Consider the following 16,859-nt stretch of genomic DNA (forward strand, 5'->3'; position numbering starts at 1 on the left):
TGTGCTTCTCTCTGGTGCAACGCCTCCAAAGTTGAGTCTATTCCACTCAACTTTGATTTTCGAGGGTGAATTCGCACAAGCGGTCATGTCAGGGGTCCCACGCCTCCGTCCAGGTCATGACTGCAGCACCGCCTGCAGGTCGAAGCGCCGCAGCACCTTGTCCGCCGCCTCCGGGTCGATGCCGCGTTCGCGGCGGGCCCGGAGCACCTCATCGCGGGCGGCCTGCATCGCCCGCTTCTGCACGGCGAGGAGCCGCTGGCGGTTCTCCTTGAACTCGGTCGCCTTCTCCGCACTCACCTGGTCATCGGGAGTGCCGAGGAGCTGGGTGCGCAGCGTCCTGAATCGGGTCCGCAGCGCCTCGGCGACATCGTCGGGCAGGTCGTCATCGGACTGGATCTGCCTGATCGCCGCGGCGTACGCGCGCTTCGCGATCTCCTCGGTCTGCCGTCTCTCCTTCTCTGCCTCGTCGTCGATGCCGAGGGCCCCGACGACGGCCGGGAACGTCAGGCCCGCAAGGACGAGGGTGACGAGGAGGACGACGGCGGCGGCGACGAGGATGTAGGGGCGGCCGGGGAACGGCTCGCCGGTGTCGGTCAGCTGCGGAATCGACAGGGCCAGGGCGATCGTCGCCAGCCCGCGCATCCCGCCCCAGGTCATGAGCACCGAGTCGCGGACGTTGAGCGGGGCCGCATCCGGATCCTCCTCCCGGGTGCGCTTGCTGATGAGCAGCATCGAGAGCAGGAGCCAGACGAAGCGCACGACGATGATGACCGCGGCGATCGCCAGCCCGATGAGCACGGCGCGCCCGAGGTCGGAGCTCTCGGTCTCGATGACGACGCGGAGGTCGAGGCCGATGAGGCCGAACGCGATGCCGGTGATGAGCATCTCGAGGACCTGCCACGTCGTGGCCTGCGTGACGCGTTCGGCGGAGTTGCCCTCGACGTCGCGCCGGCGGACCTCGAGCGCGGCGACGACGACGGCGATGACGCCGCTGGCGTGGAAGTGCTCGGCCAGGAGGTAGACGCCGAAGGGGAGGACGAGGAGGAGGGAGGAGCGGGCGATGGTGTGATCGATCCGCTCCATCACCCACCACGCGACGAAGACGACGAGCCAGCCGATGGCGATCGCGATGACCGCGGAGAGGACGAAGGCGACGGCGAGGCTGCCGAAGTCGACGTCCGTGTCGGCGAGGGCGGCGGCCATCGCGGTCTGGAAGATGACGAGGGAGGCGGCGTCGTTGAACAGGCCCTCGCTCTGCAGGGTGCTCATGATCCGGCGCGGGATCGACACGGTGCCGGCGACCGCGTCGACGGCGACGGGGTCCGGTGGGGCGAGCATCGCGCCGAGGGCGATGGCCGCGGCGATCGTGATCCCGGGGATGAGGAGGAGCGCGGACCCGGCGACGGCGGCGACCGTGACGCCGACGAGGGCGATGGCCATGCCGAGGATCGTCCGCCACCGGATCGCGAAGAGCGCCCACGAGGTCTTCTGCGCGGCCGCGAAGAGCAGCGGCGGGAGGAAGAGGGGGAGGATGAGCTCGGGGTCGATCGTGACGTCGGCGAAGGTGGGGATGAACGCGCCGATGATGCCGACGACGACCATGAGCGCCGGCCAGGGCAGACGGAGCCGCTGTCCGATGCCGACGACGATGCTCGTCGCCGCGCCGAAGCCGATGACCATGAGCAGAGTCGTCATCGGCATCCTCCTGTGGCGGCGTGTGCGAGCAGGCTGTTCGCACAGGTTTCGGTTGCGACAGTGCCCATTGTAGGCTCGCGCTCACCGCTTGAGACGAGTTCGGTTGAGGAAATTGCGGCGCCGAGGCGGGGCCGGGGTGTCGTGGGCCGGTGCCGGCCGTGGCAAGTCGCGGATGCGGATCGACCATGTGGGCATCCGCGCGGATGCGGCCGCCGGCGTCGGCTACAGTGGCATTAGCAGGGCGGCGCACAGCGTGCGGGAGAGCGGTTGAAGGGAAGGAGCAGCGGTGGCGATAGTGGTGACCGGCGCGAGCGGCTTCATCGGCGGAGCCATCGCTCGCGCCCTGGCGACCCGTGACGAGACGGTCTATGCGCTCTGCCGCCGCGACCCGGAGATCCCCGGGGTCAACTTCCACGAGTGGGACATCAGGCTGCCGGCCCCGACCGCGGTGCAGTCGCTGGCGAAGTCCGTCACCGCCGTCTTCCACTGCGCCGGACTCACCGATGTCACTGCGGCCTACGACGACTTCTACGATGTCCGGGTGACCGGCACGCGCCACGTCCTCGACGCCTTCGCCGACTCCCGGATCGTCCACATCTCCTCGACGACGGTCTACTCGCCGACCCAGCCGCACACCGACCTGTGGGAGGAGGCGGGGCCGCAGGACCCGAGCGAGTACCACGACGACTATGCGAAGACGCATGTGCTCGCCGAACAGCTGCTCGCCCGCATCCGCCCGGACGCCGCGGTCCTCCGTCCCGCCGCGGTCTACGGCCCGGGCGAGACGATGCTCATGCCCAGCCTCAGCCACTTCGCGAAGAAGGGCGTTCTCACCCTGCCCGGCGGCGGTCGGCAGAAGATGACGCTGACGGCGATCGACAACCTCGTGCGCGCCGCGCTCGCATGCCTCGACGTGCCCTCGGCCTCGGGTCCGTTCAACATCGGCGACCCCACTCCGTACCGGCTCAAGGACGCCGTGGCCACGCACTTCGCGCGGATGGGCTATCCGCCGGTCGTCATCGAGGCGATCGCGAAGGACAAGGCCCTCGTCGCGGCGAAGGTCGGGCTCAAGGTCAAGTCCCTCTTCAAGCGCGGCGACAGCGCCCGGCTCTTCCTCGTCGAGTACCTGCAGTTCGACCGGACGTACAACCTCTCCCGGCAGCAGCGCGTCCTCGGCATCTCGACGACGCAGTTCCTCACCCCCTCGCGCTTCCAGCAGGGCCCTGACGCCTCGGACCGGAGCGCCTAGACCGACTGAGCCACGGCCCGCCCGGTGCGCAGCCCCGTGAAGATGCACCCGCCGAGGAATGTCCCCTCGAGCGCGTTGTACCCGTGCATGCCCCCGAAGCCGCTGACCTCACCGGCGGCGAAGAGCCCGGGGATCGGCGCCCCGTCGGCTGCGAGCACCTGACCCTCGAGGTTCGTCTCGAGCCCGCCGAGGGTCTTGCGTGAGAGGATCCCCAGCCGCACCGCGATGAGCGGGCCGTGCGCGGGATCGAGGATCTCATGCGGTGGGGCCACCCGCACGATCCGATCGCCGAGGTAGCGGCGGGCTCCGCGGATCGCCTGCACCTGGGGGTCCTTCGAGTAGGGGTTGGCGATCTCCCGGTCCCGGTCGACGATCTGGGCGACGAGGTGGTCGTGGTCGATGACGGGTCCGCGGGAGCGGGCGTTCATCCCCGCGACGAGCTCCCCAGTCGTGTCCGCGACGACGAAGTCGGCACCGAAGCGCGTGAACGCCTCGACCGGGGCCGGCGCTGCCGTCGACCGGGCGCGGGCGACGCTCAGCCGCCAGTCCTTGAGCGTGATGTCGGGGTTCTGCTCGGAGCCCGAGAGCGCGAACTCCTTGGCGATGATCGTCTCGTTGAGGACGAACCACGAGTAGTCGTGACCGGAGCCGAGGATCGCCGCCATCGTCCGGTTCGTGTCGAAGCCCGGGTAGTTCGGGGCGGGGAAGCGGTTGCCGGCGGCGTCGAACCACAGCGACGACGGCCCCGGGATGATCCGGATCCCGTGGCCCGGCCAGATGGGATTCCAGTTCTCGATGCCCTCCGTGTACGCCCAGATCCGGTCGCGGTTGATGAGGTTCGCCCCGGCCGCCTGCGCGATGTCGAGCATCCGTCCGTCGACGTGGGCGGGCACGCCGGCGAGCAGGTGCGCGGGGAACTCGCCGAGGCGGTCGGTGGGCCAGAAGCGGCGGAGCAGTTCGGCATTGTGGCCGATCCCGCCGCTGGAGACGATGACGGCGGGAGCGCGGAACTCGAACTCGCCGACCTCCTCGCGGTTCGAGGCCACGCCCCTGGCCGTCGGACTCGGGGCGAGCACGCGCCCGCGGATGCCGACGACGGCGCCATCGGCGACGACGAGTTCGTCGACCCGGTGGCGGAAGCGCAGGTCGACGAGCCCGCGCTCCTCCGCGGCCTCGACGGGTTCCCGGAACACCCGCACCACCTCGGGGCCGGTGCCCCACGTGAGGTGGAAGCGGGGCACGGAGTTCCCATGCTCGGAGGCACCGGACCCACCGCGCTCGGCCCAGCCGACAAGCGGGGTCAGCCGCAGTCCGAGCCGACGCAGGTAGTCCCGCTTCTCCCCGGCGGCGAACTCGAGATAGGCCTCGGCCCACGCGCGCGGCCAGCGGTCCTCCGCGCGGTCGAACCCCGCCGAGGCGGCCCAGTCCTGCCGGGCCAGGGCGAGGGAGTCCCGGACGCCGAGGCGGCGCTGCTCGGGGGAGTCGATGAGGAACAGTCCGCCGAGCGACCAGTGGGCCTGCCCGCCGAGGTTGGCCCGGTTCTCCTGGTCGACGATGAGCACGGACTTCCCCGCCTGTGTGAGCTCGTGGGCGGCGACGAGTCCGGCGAGGCCGGCGCCGACGACGATCGCATCCGGGGTCGGTGAGGTGGCGGCGGTGCTCATCGGGCTCGACTCCTTCGTCGGCGGGTGGGGTCAGGCGGTCGGCGAACCGTCCGCCTCGTCGAGGATGTCGGACATCCAGGTGATCGCGTCGTCGAACGAGGCGTCGGTCGTCGTCGGATCGATGATCGGCCGGGTGCCGTCGGCGCTCGGGTAGCTGCCGAGGAAGGTCAGCGACCGGGCAACCCGGTGGACGCCGATGAGGGCGTCGGAGACCCGGGCCTCGCGGATGTGGCCGAGGAGGTCGATCGAGAACTGGTAGAGGCCGAGGCGGTCGCCGGTCGGGCGCGACTCGATCCGCGACATCGTGATCCCGCGCGTCGAGAACTGCTCGAGGAGTTCGAGGAGTGCACCGGCCCGGTCGGAGCGCAGGGCCGCGACGACCGTCGTCTTGTCCGCCCCCGTCGGGTCGGGAATGCGTCCGGGCAGGGTGACGACGACGAAGCGGGTGACGGCGTCCTGGCGGTCGCCGATGTCCTCGGCAATGACGTCGAGGCCGTAGCGCTGCGCGGCCAGGGCCGGGCACACGGCGGCGATGTAGTCGGCCGCGTCGCCGGCGAGGTCGCGGGCGGCCGCGGCCGTCGAGGACGTCGGAATGTAGACGACGTCGGGGAAGTGCTCGGCCATGTAGCCGCGCACCTGCGCCTCACCGTGCGGGTGGCTGCCGAAGGAGGTGATCGCGGTCGGGTCGGTGCCCGGGCGCACCGCGAGGACGAAGCGGACGGGCACGACCACCTCGGCGATGATCTGCAGATCACCGTGCTCGGTGAGCGCGTCGATCGTCGCGGGCACACCGCCTTCGACGGAGTTCTCGATCGGCACGATCGCGGCTGCGCAGTCGCCGTCGAGGACGGCGTCGAGGGCGGCTGCGGCGCCCCGCATCGGCAGGGTCGTCGCCGTCTCCGTCTGTCCCAGCTCGCCGAGGTAGCTGAGCAGGGCGGCTTCGGTGAAGGTCGCCTCGGGGCCGAGGTACGCGTACCTCATGAGGACACCCGCTTGGCCTGCCGCCGCCGGGCCATGAGCGCCCGGGCGACGTCGCGGTACTGGGCGGCGCGGTGGAGCTGCGCCTTGAGGTCGCGGCCGGTCACCCGGTGGTGGAGGTCGCATTCGACCTCCTCGACGCGCAGGCCGGCGTTGACGACGTCGATCGTCATGCCGGTCTCGACACCCCAGCCGGCGGCGAACGGCAGGGCCGCGTCGAAAGCCTCCCGGGAGAGGCAGCGCATGCCCGAGAGGGGCTGGGTGGCCTCGAATCCGGAGAGTTCGGCGATGCCCTTCTTCGCGAGCCCGACGACGAAGCCGAAGCCTCCGCCCTTGCGCTTCTGCGCGGGCAGGATCGCGATCGTCATGTCGGCCTCCCCGGCGAGCACGGGGGCGGCCAGGGGTGCGGTGTTGACCGCGGAGTCCTCGAGGTCGCCGTCGATGAAGAGCAGCGCCCGGTGGGCAGGTGTCTGCCCGGGCGGGGTCTGAGAGATCTCCCGGTTGCGGATCGCGAAGGCCCCGGTCATCATCGCCGCGGCCTTGCCCTTGTTCTTCGGGTGGGTGACGACCTCGGCGCCGGCGCGTCGGGCCACGGTGCCGGTGTCATCGCTCGACCCGTCGTCGACGACCATGACGATGTCGACGCCGGGGATGAGCTTCGTGCTCGCCACGGTCGCGGCGATGCGCTCGGCTTCGTTCATCGCGGGGATGACGGCGGCGATGCCGATCGGGCTCGGGTGCTCAGCCATGCTCAGTGGATGGTGAGCTGGCGGGCGACGATGCCGGAGCGGGTCCGGCGGGCCTCGGTGCTCAGCGGGGAGTCATCGCCCAGGGCCTCGTCGAGACGGGCCGCGAACTCGGCGATCGGCTCCTCGACGTCGTCGACCTGGGTGCCGAACTCGAGCTCCCAGACGGGCACGATGATCCCGTGGGCCCGGAAGTAGCCGAGGAACGTCCCCGGCCCGCCGAGGTCGTTGCGCCCCTCGGCCTGCAGCCGCGCGAGGGCGTCGACGACCTGGTCCTCGCCTTCGCTGCGGGCCCAGCGCACGTAGGTGCGGCCCGACATCTCCGTCCAGTAGGCGGAGTCGACGGAGGCGAGCTTCTCCGTCGGGGCGATCGAGTCGTTGGCCTGTTCGAGGGCCGCCGCGACCTCGGCGTCGTCACCGGGCAGCTCCCAGTACTCGAAGGTCTCGAGGACGCGGACGTCGAAGGGGTGGGCGTCGTCGACGATGTCCTGCAGCCGCGGTCCCTCACCGGGTTCGGTCGTCGCCTCGATCGTCGTGCCGGGGGCCGCGTCGACGGCGGCGAGGATGCCGCGGGCGACGTCACGGGAGGCATCGGTCGAGGACACGGGCACCTGCATGCCGGCGAGCACGGTGCCGTCCTCGCGGTGCCAGGCCTGCCAGGCCGCCGGCAGCAGCGAGGCGATCGTCACGGTGTGTCCGCCGAAGTCCTCGCGCAGCCTGACCTCCGCGGTCGCGGCGGGCACGAGTTCGCGCAGGCAGATGAGGTCGGCTTCGAACGGCAGGCCAGCGAACGGACGGGGCACGAAGGCCGTGGCCTGAGCCCGGGCCAGACGCTTGGCGATGAGGTCTTCCTTGGAGCGCTTCGACTTCTTTCCCATGGGACGCAAGTCTAGTCGGTGCCGGGGCCCTGGGCGGTCAGCGTCCGGTGCGGGCTCAGCCGTGCCGGTGCAGCGGTGCGGCCTCAGCTCTCCCCGGCGACCGGAATGAAGTACCGGGTCGAGTGTGATTCGTCCATCCGCACCCGCAGAGTGTCACCGGGGGAGGGCAGTCCCGCCCGGTCCGGGTTGTCCGGGGTGAGCCCGAGGGTCTCGAAGCGGATGATCCCATGGCGACCGACCTCGTCGGCGGCGAGGACGTAGGAGTGCTTGAGCTCGCGGATCGTCACTTCGATCGACGGCGCCTCGGCGTCCGGGTCGGTCATCGCCCGCGGCGGGGCCGCATTGCCGAGGCCGAGGTAGGCGCCGACGTCGTCGGCGATGAAGCCGGCGACGGAATCGGCCTGCGCGAAGAGCCCGGCGAGGACGAGGCCGAGCCGCTCCTGCTGGGAGTCGGAGGTGAGCACCTGACCGGGCTTGAAGAGGTGCTCCTCGGAGAGCACGCACCACGCGTCCTGGAGGATCGTGCGGATCTGGAGTTCGACGAGGACGGAGGGTTCGGAGTCGAAGGGCACCTCGACGATGAGGTGGCGTCCCCGGTACCCCGAGGGCTTCGGGTGCGCGGAGTAGTCGCGCACCTCGGCGATCGACAGGGAGGAATCGTCGTTCGGGTCGGTCAGCACGTCCCAGAGCACGGCCTGCTCGCGTTCGGTGCGGCACACCACCCGGGCTCCGACGACGTCGATGACCTGGTTCTCGACCTCGACGGCCTCGTGGATCTCATCGTTGGCGTCGGCGAGCTTCCGGCGCAGCTTCTCACCCGTGCGCAGCGGGTCCTTGATCCGGCCGGGGACGATGCGGACGCGGTCCTCCGTCAGCTGCGGAGACCGCGAGCGGGCGGACTCGATCCAATCCTCGACCGTCTCGAGCGCTGCCCTCCAGGTGGACTCGCGCCGGTCGTAGGCCTCACCGACTAGCTCGCGGACTTTTGCTGACATCGTCGTCACCTTCCTCCTGGTTCAACTTCACCAGATGAGACGGGCGATGTCCATGCTTTGCGCGTCGTTTTGCTCGACCGGATGACTCGCCGAGGCGGTGCCGGGGAATCCGCGGGCGCGGTCGAGCACGCCGACAGTGCTCAGCAGTCCCGGCCGACCTCAGAGGTCGTAGTCGACGATGACGGGCGCGTGGTCGGACGCGCCCTTGCCCTTGCGCTCCTCGCGGTCGATCTGGCCGGACACCGCGGCCTCGGCGAGCGCCGAGGAGGCGAGTTCGAAGTCGATGCGCATCCCCTCCTTCTTCGGGAAGCGCAGCTTCTGGTAGTCCCAGTACGTGTAGACGCCGGGGCCCGGGGTGAACTGCCGGGTCACCTCCTCCAGGCCCGCGCCGAGGAGGTCGGAGAACGCCGCGCGCTCGGGCGGGGAGACGTGGGTGGCGCCGTCGAAGGCCGCCATGTCCCAGACGTCCATGTCGAGCGGGGCGACGTTGAAGTCGCCGCAGAGGACGATCCGCTTGTCAGGGTCCCCGGCGAGCTGCCCGGCGATGTCGGCCGTCAGCGCCCGGTACCACTCGAGCTTGTAGGCCAGGTGCGGGTGGTCGAGCTCGCGGCCGTTGGGCACGTAGAGGGAGTGGACCCGCACGCCGCCGCACGTCGCCGACAGCGCACGCGCTTCGACGACGCCTTCGTACTCGGGGATCCCGGCGAAGCCGATCTGCGGGTCGCTCATCCCCACGCGGGAGGCGATCGCCACGCCGTTCCACTGGTTGAGCCCGTGGAAGGCGACCTCGTAGCCGCGGGAGTCGAAGATCTCCCGGGGGAACTGGTCGTCCCGGCACTTGAGCTCCTGGATGGCCAGCACATCGGCATCGGAGCGGTCGAGCCACGCCCCGATCCTCTCCTGGCGGGCACGGATCGAGTTGACATTCCACGTCGCGATTCTCACCCCTCCACCCTAACCGGTCACCGGATAGTCTGAAGCCATGCCTGATGCTCTCAACGCCCACCTCGGCCACGACGGATCACCGGTCCCCGACTCCTACTACGTGCGCCGCGGGGAGGACCGCTTCGTCTCGACCCTGCACAGCCAGGGGGCCTGGCAGCCCGGCGAGCAGCATCTCGCGCCCGCGTCGGGACTCATCCTCGCCGAGGTCGAGCGTCGCCTGCCGAGTGACAAGATCGTCTCGCGCATCAGCTACGACATCCTCGGCGTCATCCACTCCGGTGAGTTCACGATCGACGTCGACGTCGTCCGACCGGGCCGGACGATCGAACTCGTCGAGGCGCGCATGCGCCACGGCGACCGGGTGAGCATCGCCGCCCGGGTGTGGCGGCTGCTCGGCAGCGACACCGCGGACGTGGCCGACCACGAGTGGACGCATCTGCCCGACCCGGAGTTCGTTCCCGCCGTCCCGTTCGCACAGCGGTGGTCCGGCGGCTTCATCGCCTCCCTCGAGGGGCGACAGGCCGACGACGCCCGCCCCGGCTATGCGCGCAGCTGGATCCGCTCGCCCTTTCCCCTCGTCGACGGCGAGGTCGACCCGCCGACCGCTGCGCTCGTCAAACTCGTCGACACCGCGAACGGGCTCGCCGTCCGGGTCGACCCGGCGACGACGTTCTTCCCCAACGTCGACCTCACGATCCACCTCACGCGCACTCCGGAGCCCGGCTGGGTCGGCTTCGAGACCCGCGTGGCCTTCGGCGCGACCGGAATCGGGGAGACCGCGAGCGTCCTCAGCGACGCCACCGGCCCGCTCGGCACCGCCGCCCAGTCACTGACCGTGCGGGTGGGACAGGGCGCGAAGTGAGCCCACGAGCCCTCGTCACCGGCGCAAGTGCCGGGCTGGGGCGCGGGTATGCGCGGGCGCTCGCGACCGAGCACTATGACCTCGTGCTCGTCGCCCGCACTGAGGAGCGGCTGCGGGAGCTGGCAGCGCAGCTCTCGGCCGCCCACGGGATCAGCGCCGAGGTGGTCGTCGCCGACCTCTCGACGGACACGGGCATCGCCGCGGTCGCGGAGGTCATCAGGACCACGCGCATCGACGTCCTCATCAGCAATGCCGGCTACGGACTCAGGGAGGGTCTTCTCGACTCCGACCCCGAGGCGCTCGCCGCTCAGGACCGGGTGCTCAGCACCGCCGTGCGCGAGCTCGCGCTGGCCGCCGTGCCGGGGATGCGGGCCCGCGGTCGCGGCGGGATCATCACGGTCTCCTCGCTCGCGGCCGCGACGACGATGGGCCAGTACGCGGCCTCGAAGGCTGCGGCCCTCGTCTTCACCGAGGCGCTCGCCGGTGAGCTGCGCGACGAGCCGGTCACGGTCACCGCCGTGCTCCCCGGTTTCGTCCGCACGGAGTTCCACGACCGCCTCGGCGCGCAGCGGCCGGGACCGGGCTGGCTGTGGCTCGACATCGACGATGTCGTCGACGTCTCCCTGCGTGACGCGCGGGCCGGGAAGGTCGTCTCAATCCCCGGAATGCACTACCGTCTAGCGGCAAATGCGGCGAGATTGGTGCCGCGTCGTCTCATCCGCTGGGGATCGGCGGGATTCGCCTTCGAGAGGCAGCGCGGCGGGGGCGGCGCGCGAGGCGCCTGAGGGAAACTTTTTCGCAAAGTTTTTTCGGCCTCACGCGGTAAGAGAAGTTGAGGGTTGAACCATCTGACCCACCGCTCTGAACTGGAAATTCGCGGAAGTTCGCGTTCAGCATTCTTGTTCATTGAGACCAAATATGTCTCAAATCATTCTTTACAACAGGCCGTGAAGTGTGGTGGAATTGTGATGTCCGCCCGGTGGGGATCGGGTGGACATAACGGACGTATGGGGATGCGTCCGGGTACTCGAGGGGAGTGCTGCGAGGACCCCGGGTTGACGCGATTACGCGCCCCGGGGTCTTTGTCATTCACGACAAACGCACGTCATGAACAAGTCGCTGACGAGTCACGAACGGGACATGACCGACCGGTTCGAACGGACGATCAGCTGAGAACGCACCGAGGTCAGCGCAGTCCGTAGGACTGGGCGCCCGTTCCGGCGAGTCCACCGCCCTCGACGATGAGGTAGTCCTCTTCGATGGGGCGCCCCTCGAGGAAGCGCTGGAGGATGTCGAGGGTGCCGGCGGCGTACCTCGCCTGGGCCGACAGCGTCGTTCCCGAGATGTGCGGGGTCATCCCGTTCCACGGCATCGACCGCCAGGGGTCGTCGGCGCCGGCCGGCTCCGGATTCCACACATCGCCGGCGTAGGCGGCCAGATGCCCAGAGCGCACGGCGGCATCGACGGCGGCGGGGTCGACGAGCTCGGCCCGCCCGCAATTGACAAGGTACGTTCCACGCTTGAGGGAGCCGAGCAGCTCGGAGTCGAAGAGATGCCGAGTCGCCGGATAGAGCGGAACCTGCAGGCTGATGATGTCCATATGCTGAGCCATCTGACCGATGTCGCGATGGAAGGTGAGACCGAGCTCCTCCTCGAGGGCGGGCTCGAGTCGGTGCCGCTGCGTGTAGTGGAGCTCGAGTCCGAAGGGCGCGAGGCGCCTGAGCACGCCGCGGCCGATCCGTCCGGCGCCGACGGCGCCGAAGGCCATCCCCTGGACGTCGTAGCCGCGGGAGACGCATTCGGCGATGTTCCAGCCGCCGCTGGCCGCCGTCTCGTGTGAGGGCAGATAGTTGCGCACGAGGGCGAGGATCATCATGACGATGTGCTCGGCGACTGAGTCGGAGTTCGACCCGGTCACCTCGGCGACCGTGATGCCCGCCTCCGCCGCGGCCTCGAGGTCGACGTGATCAGAGCCGATGCCCGCGGTGAGCGCGAGCTTGAGGTGCGGGGCGGCCGCGATCCGCTCCCGGGTGAGATAGGCCGGCCAGAACGGCTGCGAGATGACGATGTCGGCGCTCGGCAGGAGGCGCGCGAACTCGGAGTCCGGGCCCTCCTTGTCGCTCGTGACGACGAACTCGTGGCCGTGGGACTCGAGGTACTCGCGCAGCCCGAGCTCTCCGGAGACGCAGCCGACGAGCTGGCCGGGGACGAAGCCGAGCGGCGGCTGCGGCATGGGCGCCGGTGCGCCGTCGACATCCCACGTCACCGCCGGGATCTCATCACGGGCATAGGGCGGAGGGTAGCCCGACTGCGGATCGGGGTAGAGCACACAGAGGATTCTCGCCATCGAGATCAGCCCATCGCGTGAAGGAGCATTGTCAGGGAACCCTGAGTCTAAGCCCCCGGCCTGGGTATAGTCTGACCGGACAGCGGAGGGTGAGGGAGAGAGCATGGTCAAGGAGGCGCAGACGGCGAGGTTCGCCGTGGCCGGTCTCATCATGGTCGCGCTGCTCGCCGCCGCGGCCGCGCCCTCCCCGCTCTATCCCGTCTACCAGCAGCTGTGGGGGTTCTCCGACTTCACCCTCACGGTGATCTTCGCGATCTACGTCCTCGCCCTGCTCGCGACGATGATCACCCTCGGATCGCTCGCCGATGTCGTCGGCACCCGCTCCGTCCTCGTCGCCGGACTCCTCATCCAGATCGCGGCGATGGTCCTCTTCATCCTTGCCGACGGCGTCGGTCCCCTCATCGTCGCCCGCCTCGTCCAGGGAGCGGCGACGGGACTGTGCACGGGTGCGGCATCGGCGATGATCGTCGCCCACCAGCCCAGTCAGCCGGCGGGCGCCCTCGTCTCCGGCGGTTCCTCGCCGATCGGACTCGCGCTCGGTGCCGCGCTCGCCGGTCTCCTCGTCGAGTACGCCCCGTGGCCGCGCCAGCTCGTCTACTGGGTGCTGCTCGGCACCTATGCCGCTCTGCTCACCGCCCTCATCCTCCTGCCCCGCGATCCCGTGCCGCGGCAGCCGGTGCGCCTGCGGGCCCTCGTCCCGCGGGTCGGGCTTCCCGCGGCGGTGCGCCCGATCTTCATCCGCCGGATCCCCGCACTGCTCGCGATCTGGGCGCCGGCCGGACTCTATCTGTCCCTCGGGGCCTCGCTCATCCACACCACCTTCGGGGTCGACAACACCTTCGTCGTCGGGCTCACCCTGGCCGTCTTCTTCCTTCCCGCGCCGCTGGCCACGTGGCGGATGCGGGGGATGACCCCGCGGCGGCACGGACTGCTCAGCTTCGGGCTGCTCGGGCTCGGCGTCCTCTGCACCGTCGTCGCCGTCCTCGTCGACTCGCTCGTCCTCTACATCCTCGCCTCGGCGCTGGCCGGGGCCGGCTTCGGCGCGGCCTTCTCCCGGGTCATGGGGACGATCGGCCAGGCCGCTCCCGCCGCGGACCGTTCCCGCACCTTCGCGACGACGTTCATCGTCGCCTACACCGCGTTCAGCGTCCCCGCCGTGCTCGCCGGCCTCGCCGCCCAGCACTGGGGCCTCGTCCCGACCTTCATCGTCTACGGCCTCTGCGAGGTCGGAGTCGTCATCATCGCCGCCGCACTCGCCGCGACGTCCCCGAAGAGAGGAGCACCATCATGACCCCGCTGTCCATCCTCGACCTCGTCCCCGTCTCCCAGGGAATGGAGACCCGCACCGCACTCGACGAGTCGCTGGCCCTGGCGAAGCTCGCCGACCGCCTCGGCTACCGGCGGTACTGGTACGCCGAACACCACAACGTGCCGACGTTCGCCTCCTCGGCGACGTCCCTGCTCATCGGGCGGGCCGCGGAGAACACGAGTCGGATCCGACTCGGCTCCGGGGGCGTGATGCTGCCCAACCACTCTCCGCTCATGGTCGCCGAATACTACGGCACGCTCGCCGCGATGTACGGCGACCGCTTCGACCTCGGACTCGGCCGCGCCCCGGGCACGGACCCGCGCACGGCCGCGGCGCTGCGCCGGGGACAGGCCTCGGCGGACACCTTCGTCGAGGACGTCGTCGAACTCCAGCGCCACCTCGGCGACGGGACGGGGGAGACGACGGCGCATCCCGGGCAGGGCACCCGGGTGCCGCTGTGGATCCTCGGGTCGAGCCTCGACGGGGCGACGGTCGCCGCGGCCATGGGCCTGCCCTACGTCTTCGCCTCGCACTTCGCCCCGGCCGCGCGCCACGAAGCGATCCGTAGGTACCGAGAGAACTTCTCCACCGACTACGTCACCGCGGAGCTCTCCGCGCCCTACGTCATGGCCGGGGTCAACGTCCTCGTCGCCCCCACCGACGAGGAGGCCGAGCACCTCTTCACCACCGCACAGCAGCTGGCCGCCGGCATCGGCACCGGCCGGCGCACCCCGCTCGCCCCGCCGGTCGACGACATCCGGGAGGTCGTCGATGCCGGCGTGCTCGCCTTCATCGAGGACTTCCAGCAGGTGCGGGCCGTCGGATCCCCGCAGACCGTCGTCACCGCCCTGCAGGAGATCATCGCCGACCTCGGCGTCGACGAGCTCATCATCACGACGTACACGTTCGACCCGGCGATGCGCGCACGGTCCTTCGAACTGCTCGCTAAGGCGTGGGGACTGTGAGTGCGAACGCACCGGCGACGGCGCGGATGGTCCGCTTCGACCGCTTCGGCGGCGACGACGTCCTCCACGTCAGCCGGCTCGGAGTCTCGGCCCCGGACGCTCTGCAGGTCAGCGTCGCCGTCGCGGCGGCCGGGATCAATCCGGTCGACGCCCGGATCCGGTCGGGCCGGTATCCCGGTGTCGGCGAGGACCGGCTGCCGTACACGCTCGGGCGCGACGTCGCCGGCGTCGTCGTCGAGTGCGGGGCGCAGGCGGAGAAGTTCTCCGTCGGCGACGCGGTCTTCGGGATGGTCGACATGCACGGGGGTGGCTACGCCGAACGGGTCGTCGTCGACCAGCATGCGCTGACAACGACACCTGCCGGCGTCGACGCCGTCCGGGCCGGGTCGATTCCGACCGCGGGCCTCACCGCGTGGCAGGGGCTCTTCCGCTACGGGCGGGTCACCGCGGACTCGACCGTGCTCGTCCAGGGCGGCACCGGCGGGGTCGGGCACTTCGCGATCCAGTTCGCGAAGGCGGCCGGAGCCTATGTCATCACGACGACGTCGACGCCGCACGTCGCGTTCGCCCGGGAGCTCGGCGCCGATGTCGTCATCGACTATGAGACGCAGGACCTCTCCGGTGTATCCGGGGTCGACGTCGTCTTCGATCTCGTCGGGGGTGCGGCGAGGGCGGCGTCGTGGGCCGTGCTCGTCCCCGGCGGTGTGCTCGTCACCACGCGCGACGCGCCCTCACAGGAGGAGGCCCGAGCTCACAGGGTGCGGGCGCTGCGCTTCACCGTCGAGGCCGACGGCGCGGAGCTCGCCGAGATCGCCGGGCTCGTCGCCGCCGGAACGGTGACCCCGCACATCTCGGCGACGCACCCGCTGGAGCAGGCCGCCGCGGCACTGGCCGACATCGAGCGCGGACACACCGTCGGCAAGGTCGTCCTCGAGGTCGACACCGGCAGCGTCGAACTCGGCAGCTGAGACGACATCACCCCGACACCGGGTCCTGTGCAGGAACTCGGGTCGGGGTGATGGTGCCGTCGGCTGGACGGCGGAGGCCGCCGATCCGGCCGGCGGCGGTGGAAGTGCCGGCCGAATCGACGACCGGCTGGGGGTCCGGGACTGCTCCCGGGAATCAGACCGGCGACTGTGCGCCGCCCCACCGCCGGGAACCCGGCGGTGGGACTTCAACCCTGCGCTAGGCGAGGGTGACGCTGCGCTGCTTGCGGTTGGGTGTGCGGGCGATCCCGATCTCGAGTCCGACCGCCGCCAACGGCTCCCCGAGCGCACTGCTCGCGTTGCGGGCGACCCGGTCGGCCACCTCGGCGACGATCGCATCGATGTCGGCGCGATCGTCGACGTCGATGTGGATGACGAGCTCGGGACGACGCGCGGTGCCGCGGACAATGACCTGGGCGGAGTCGACGCCCTCGATGGTCTCGAGGTCGTCGGCGACCGCCTCGGCGATGACATTGGCCGTCACCGTGGTCAGGCCGGTGCGCGCATCCTGCTGCAGACGCAGCGGCTTCGCCGCGTCCTTGCGCGGTATCTGCAGCGACAGCCACCAGATTCCGATGATCGCGAGCACGACCGCGATGAGCACCGCGACGAGGGCTGAGAACGACCACGTGAACGGCACCGCGAGGACGCCGAGCGTGCTCGACGGTTCGAGTCCGGCGATGATCGTCGACAGGAAGCCGAAGCCTGCGGCCGCGGCACCGGCGCCGACGATGAGGCACACGAGTCCGACGATGAAGAGCAGGGTGCGGTTGGCACCTGCGGCCATTCTTCTCATCACTGCCTCCTCTGGGCGTGCACGCGCACGCTCGGTTGCCTGTCGAAGTCGACCGCCGCGAGACGGTCCGTCACGGCCTGTCCGACATCGCTGCGGATCGCGGCGGTGTCGCGCACCGGGGTGGTGACGGTGACGATCGTCGACCGTGCGTTCGACGACGCGCGGACGCGGGAGACCCCGTCGACGGAGTCCGCGGCGGCTGCCGCGAGGTCCGAGACCGCCGAGGTCGGCAGGGCGACTTCGAACTGTTCGATGTACTCGCTCGTCGGAGCCCGGAAGCCGACGATGCGACGGGGTCCCGGGAAGATCGCGAGGATGATGAGGATGAGTCCGATGACACCGAGGACGATGCCTGCGCCGATGACGATCGGCATCCCCCACTGGAGGGACTCGGCGCCGGAGACACCCGGCAGCGTCGTCGTCAGCGCTGCCTCGGCGCCGGAC

16 protein-coding genes are annotated in these 16,859 nt (G+C 70.4%); 6 read left to right on the forward strand and 10 right to left on the reverse strand.

Annotation, left to right across the window (positions count from 1 at the left end; translation table 11 throughout):
* Nucleotides 1–114: 114 nt before the first annotated feature.
* Entirely contained in the window at nucleotides 115–1,695 is a 1,581-nt protein-coding gene (locus FFS20_RS13890; protein WP_137826428.1) for a Na+/H+ antiporter, read from the reverse strand.
* 286 nt (nucleotides 1,696–1,981) lie between these two features.
* Here FFS20_RS13890 and FFS20_RS13895 point away from each other — a divergent pair, with 286 nt between their 5' ends.
* Nucleotides 1,982–2,944, forward strand: a complete 963-nt coding sequence (locus tag FFS20_RS13895; protein ID WP_249356863.1) for an NAD(P)-dependent oxidoreductase — start codon at nucleotides 1,982–1,984, stop codon at nucleotides 2,942–2,944.
* Here the strand turns inward: FFS20_RS13895 and FFS20_RS13900 are convergent.
* The 6 genes from FFS20_RS13900 to FFS20_RS13925 form a co-directional block, all read right to left on the reverse strand.
* The gene (locus tag FFS20_RS13900) at nucleotides 2,941–4,608 is read right to left on the reverse strand and encodes an FAD-binding dehydrogenase (RefSeq protein WP_137826429.1); all 1,668 of its coding nucleotides are present in this window, start codon (nucleotides 4,606–4,608) and stop codon (nucleotides 2,941–2,943) included. The two genes, FFS20_RS13895 and FFS20_RS13900, sit on opposite strands and share 4 nt — an antisense overlap.
* 30 nt (nucleotides 4,609–4,638) lie before the next feature.
* Nucleotides 4,639–5,589: a prephenate dehydratase gene (gene pheA, locus FFS20_RS13905; protein ID WP_137826430.1), complete on the reverse strand. Its 951-nt coding sequence runs from the start codon at nucleotides 5,587–5,589 to the stop codon at nucleotides 4,639–4,641.
* On the reverse strand, nucleotides 5,586–6,335 hold the full coding sequence (locus FFS20_RS13910; RefSeq protein WP_137826431.1) for a glycosyltransferase family 2 protein: 750 nt from the start codon (nucleotides 6,333–6,335) through the stop codon (nucleotides 5,586–5,588). Before FFS20_RS13910 ends, pheA begins: the two co-directional genes overlap by 4 nt.
* 2 nt (nucleotides 6,336–6,337) lie before the next feature.
* Nucleotides 6,338–7,210 carry a DUF5926 family protein gene (locus FFS20_RS13915; protein WP_137826432.1) on the reverse strand — a complete coding sequence of 291 codons (873 nt, stop codon included), beginning with the start codon at nucleotides 7,208–7,210 and terminating at the stop codon, nucleotides 6,338–6,340.
* An 83-nt stretch (nucleotides 7,211–7,293) separates the two neighbouring features.
* Nucleotides 7,294–8,205, reverse strand: coding sequence for a RelA/SpoT domain-containing protein (locus FFS20_RS13920; protein ID WP_137826433.1), 912 nt, complete (start codon nucleotides 8,203–8,205; stop codon nucleotides 7,294–7,296).
* A gap of 159 nt (nucleotides 8,206–8,364) precedes the next feature.
* Nucleotides 8,365–9,150 carry an exodeoxyribonuclease III gene (locus tag FFS20_RS13925; protein WP_137826434.1) on the reverse strand — a complete coding sequence of 262 codons (786 nt, stop codon included), beginning with the start codon at nucleotides 9,148–9,150 and terminating at the stop codon, nucleotides 8,365–8,367.
* Nucleotides 9,151–9,187: 37 nt separating this feature from the next.
* On the opposite strand from FFS20_RS13925, the gene FFS20_RS13930 reads away from it, so the two are divergent.
* Together FFS20_RS13930 and FFS20_RS13935 are read left to right on the forward strand one after the other, a co-directional pair.
* Nucleotides 9,188–10,012, forward strand: a complete 825-nt coding sequence (locus FFS20_RS13930; RefSeq protein WP_137826435.1) for a thioesterase family protein — start codon at nucleotides 9,188–9,190, stop codon at nucleotides 10,010–10,012.
* Nucleotides 10,009–10,797: an SDR family NAD(P)-dependent oxidoreductase gene (locus tag FFS20_RS13935; RefSeq protein WP_137826436.1), complete on the forward strand. Its 789-nt coding sequence runs from the start codon at nucleotides 10,009–10,011 to the stop codon at nucleotides 10,795–10,797. The genes FFS20_RS13930 and FFS20_RS13935 overlap by 4 nt, the downstream gene beginning before the upstream one ends.
* Before the next feature lie 401 nt (nucleotides 10,798–11,198).
* Here the strand turns inward: FFS20_RS13935 and FFS20_RS13940 are convergent, their stop codons facing one another.
* On the reverse strand, nucleotides 11,199–12,359 hold the full coding sequence (locus tag FFS20_RS13940) for an NAD-dependent formate dehydrogenase (protein ID WP_137826437.1): 1,161 nt from the start codon (nucleotides 12,357–12,359) through the stop codon (nucleotides 11,199–11,201).
* A gap of 103 nt (nucleotides 12,360–12,462) precedes the next feature.
* Between FFS20_RS13940 and FFS20_RS13945 the strand changes: the two genes are divergently transcribed.
* The 3 genes from FFS20_RS13945 to FFS20_RS13955 are packed head-to-tail and all read left to right on the forward strand — an operon-like array spanning nucleotide 12,463 to nucleotide 15,601.
* Nucleotides 12,463–13,650: an MFS transporter gene (locus tag FFS20_RS13945; RefSeq protein ID WP_137826438.1), complete on the forward strand. Its 1,188-nt coding sequence runs from the start codon at nucleotides 12,463–12,465 to the stop codon at nucleotides 13,648–13,650.
* Nucleotides 13,647–14,633 carry an LLM class flavin-dependent oxidoreductase gene (locus FFS20_RS13950; RefSeq protein ID WP_137826439.1) on the forward strand — a complete coding sequence of 329 codons (987 nt, stop codon included), beginning with the start codon at nucleotides 13,647–13,649 and terminating at the stop codon, nucleotides 14,631–14,633. Before FFS20_RS13945 ends, FFS20_RS13950 begins: the two co-directional genes overlap by 4 nt.
* On the forward strand, nucleotides 14,630–15,601 hold the full coding sequence (locus FFS20_RS13955; protein WP_212743345.1) for an NADP-dependent oxidoreductase: 972 nt from the start codon (nucleotides 14,630–14,632) through the stop codon (nucleotides 15,599–15,601). The genes FFS20_RS13950 and FFS20_RS13955 overlap by 4 nt, the downstream gene beginning before the upstream one ends.
* A 217-nt stretch (nucleotides 15,602–15,818) precedes the next feature.
* Here the strand turns inward: FFS20_RS13955 and amaP are convergent, their stop codons facing one another.
* The gene (amaP, locus tag FFS20_RS13960; RefSeq protein ID WP_137826440.1) at nucleotides 15,819–16,415 is read right to left on the reverse strand and encodes an alkaline shock response membrane anchor protein AmaP; all 597 of its coding nucleotides are present in this window, start codon (nucleotides 16,413–16,415) and stop codon (nucleotides 15,819–15,821) included.
* Nucleotides 16,415–16,859 (reverse strand): DUF6286 domain-containing protein (locus FFS20_RS17980; protein ID WP_171007088.1); only part of this gene is annotated, 445 nt, incomplete at its 5' end. The genes amaP and FFS20_RS17980, both read right to left, overlap by 1 nt.

This window comes from Brevibacterium sp. 2SA, assembly GCF_005502845.1.
Lineage (GTDB): Bacteria > Actinomycetota > Actinomycetes > Actinomycetales > Brevibacteriaceae > Brevibacterium.

What these genes read in the sequence shown, in the direction of transcription:
- FFS20_RS13890 (WP_137826428.1), bottom strand. Translation starts at nt 1,695, where the DNA reads ATGACGACTCTGCTCATGGTCATCGGCTTCGGCGCGGCGACGAGCATC.
- FFS20_RS13900 (WP_137826429.1), bottom strand. Translation starts at nt 4,608, where the DNA reads ATGAGCACCGCCGCCACCTCACCGACCCCGGATGCGATCGTCGTCGGC.
- pheA (WP_137826430.1), bottom strand. Translation starts at nt 5,589, where the DNA reads ATGAGGTACGCGTACCTCGGCCCCGAGGCGACCTTCACCGAAGCCGCC.
- FFS20_RS13910 (WP_137826431.1), bottom strand. Translation starts at nt 6,335, where the DNA reads ATGGCTGAGCACCCGAGCCCGATCGGCATCGCCGCCGTCATCCCCGCG.
- FFS20_RS13915 (WP_137826432.1), bottom strand. Translation starts at nt 7,210, where the DNA reads ATGGGAAAGAAGTCGAAGCGCTCCAAGGAAGACCTCATCGCCAAGCGT.
- FFS20_RS13920 (WP_137826433.1), bottom strand. Translation starts at nt 8,205, where the DNA reads ATGTCAGCAAAAGTCCGCGAGCTAGTCGGTGAGGCCTACGACCGGCGC.
- FFS20_RS13930 (WP_137826435.1), top strand. Translation starts at nt 9,188, where the DNA reads ATGCCTGATGCTCTCAACGCCCACCTCGGCCACGACGGATCACCGGTC.
- FFS20_RS13940 (WP_137826437.1), bottom strand. Translation starts at nt 12,359, where the DNA reads ATGGCGAGAATCCTCTGTGTGCTCTACCCCGATCCGCAGTCGGGCTAC.
- FFS20_RS13945 (WP_137826438.1), top strand. Translation starts at nt 12,463, where the DNA reads ATGGTCAAGGAGGCGCAGACGGCGAGGTTCGCCGTGGCCGGTCTCATC.
- FFS20_RS13950 (WP_137826439.1), top strand. Translation starts at nt 13,647, where the DNA reads ATGACCCCGCTGTCCATCCTCGACCTCGTCCCCGTCTCCCAGGGAATG.
- amaP (WP_137826440.1), bottom strand. Translation starts at nt 16,415, where the DNA reads ATGAGAAGAATGGCCGCAGGTGCCAACCGCACCCTGCTCTTCATCGTC.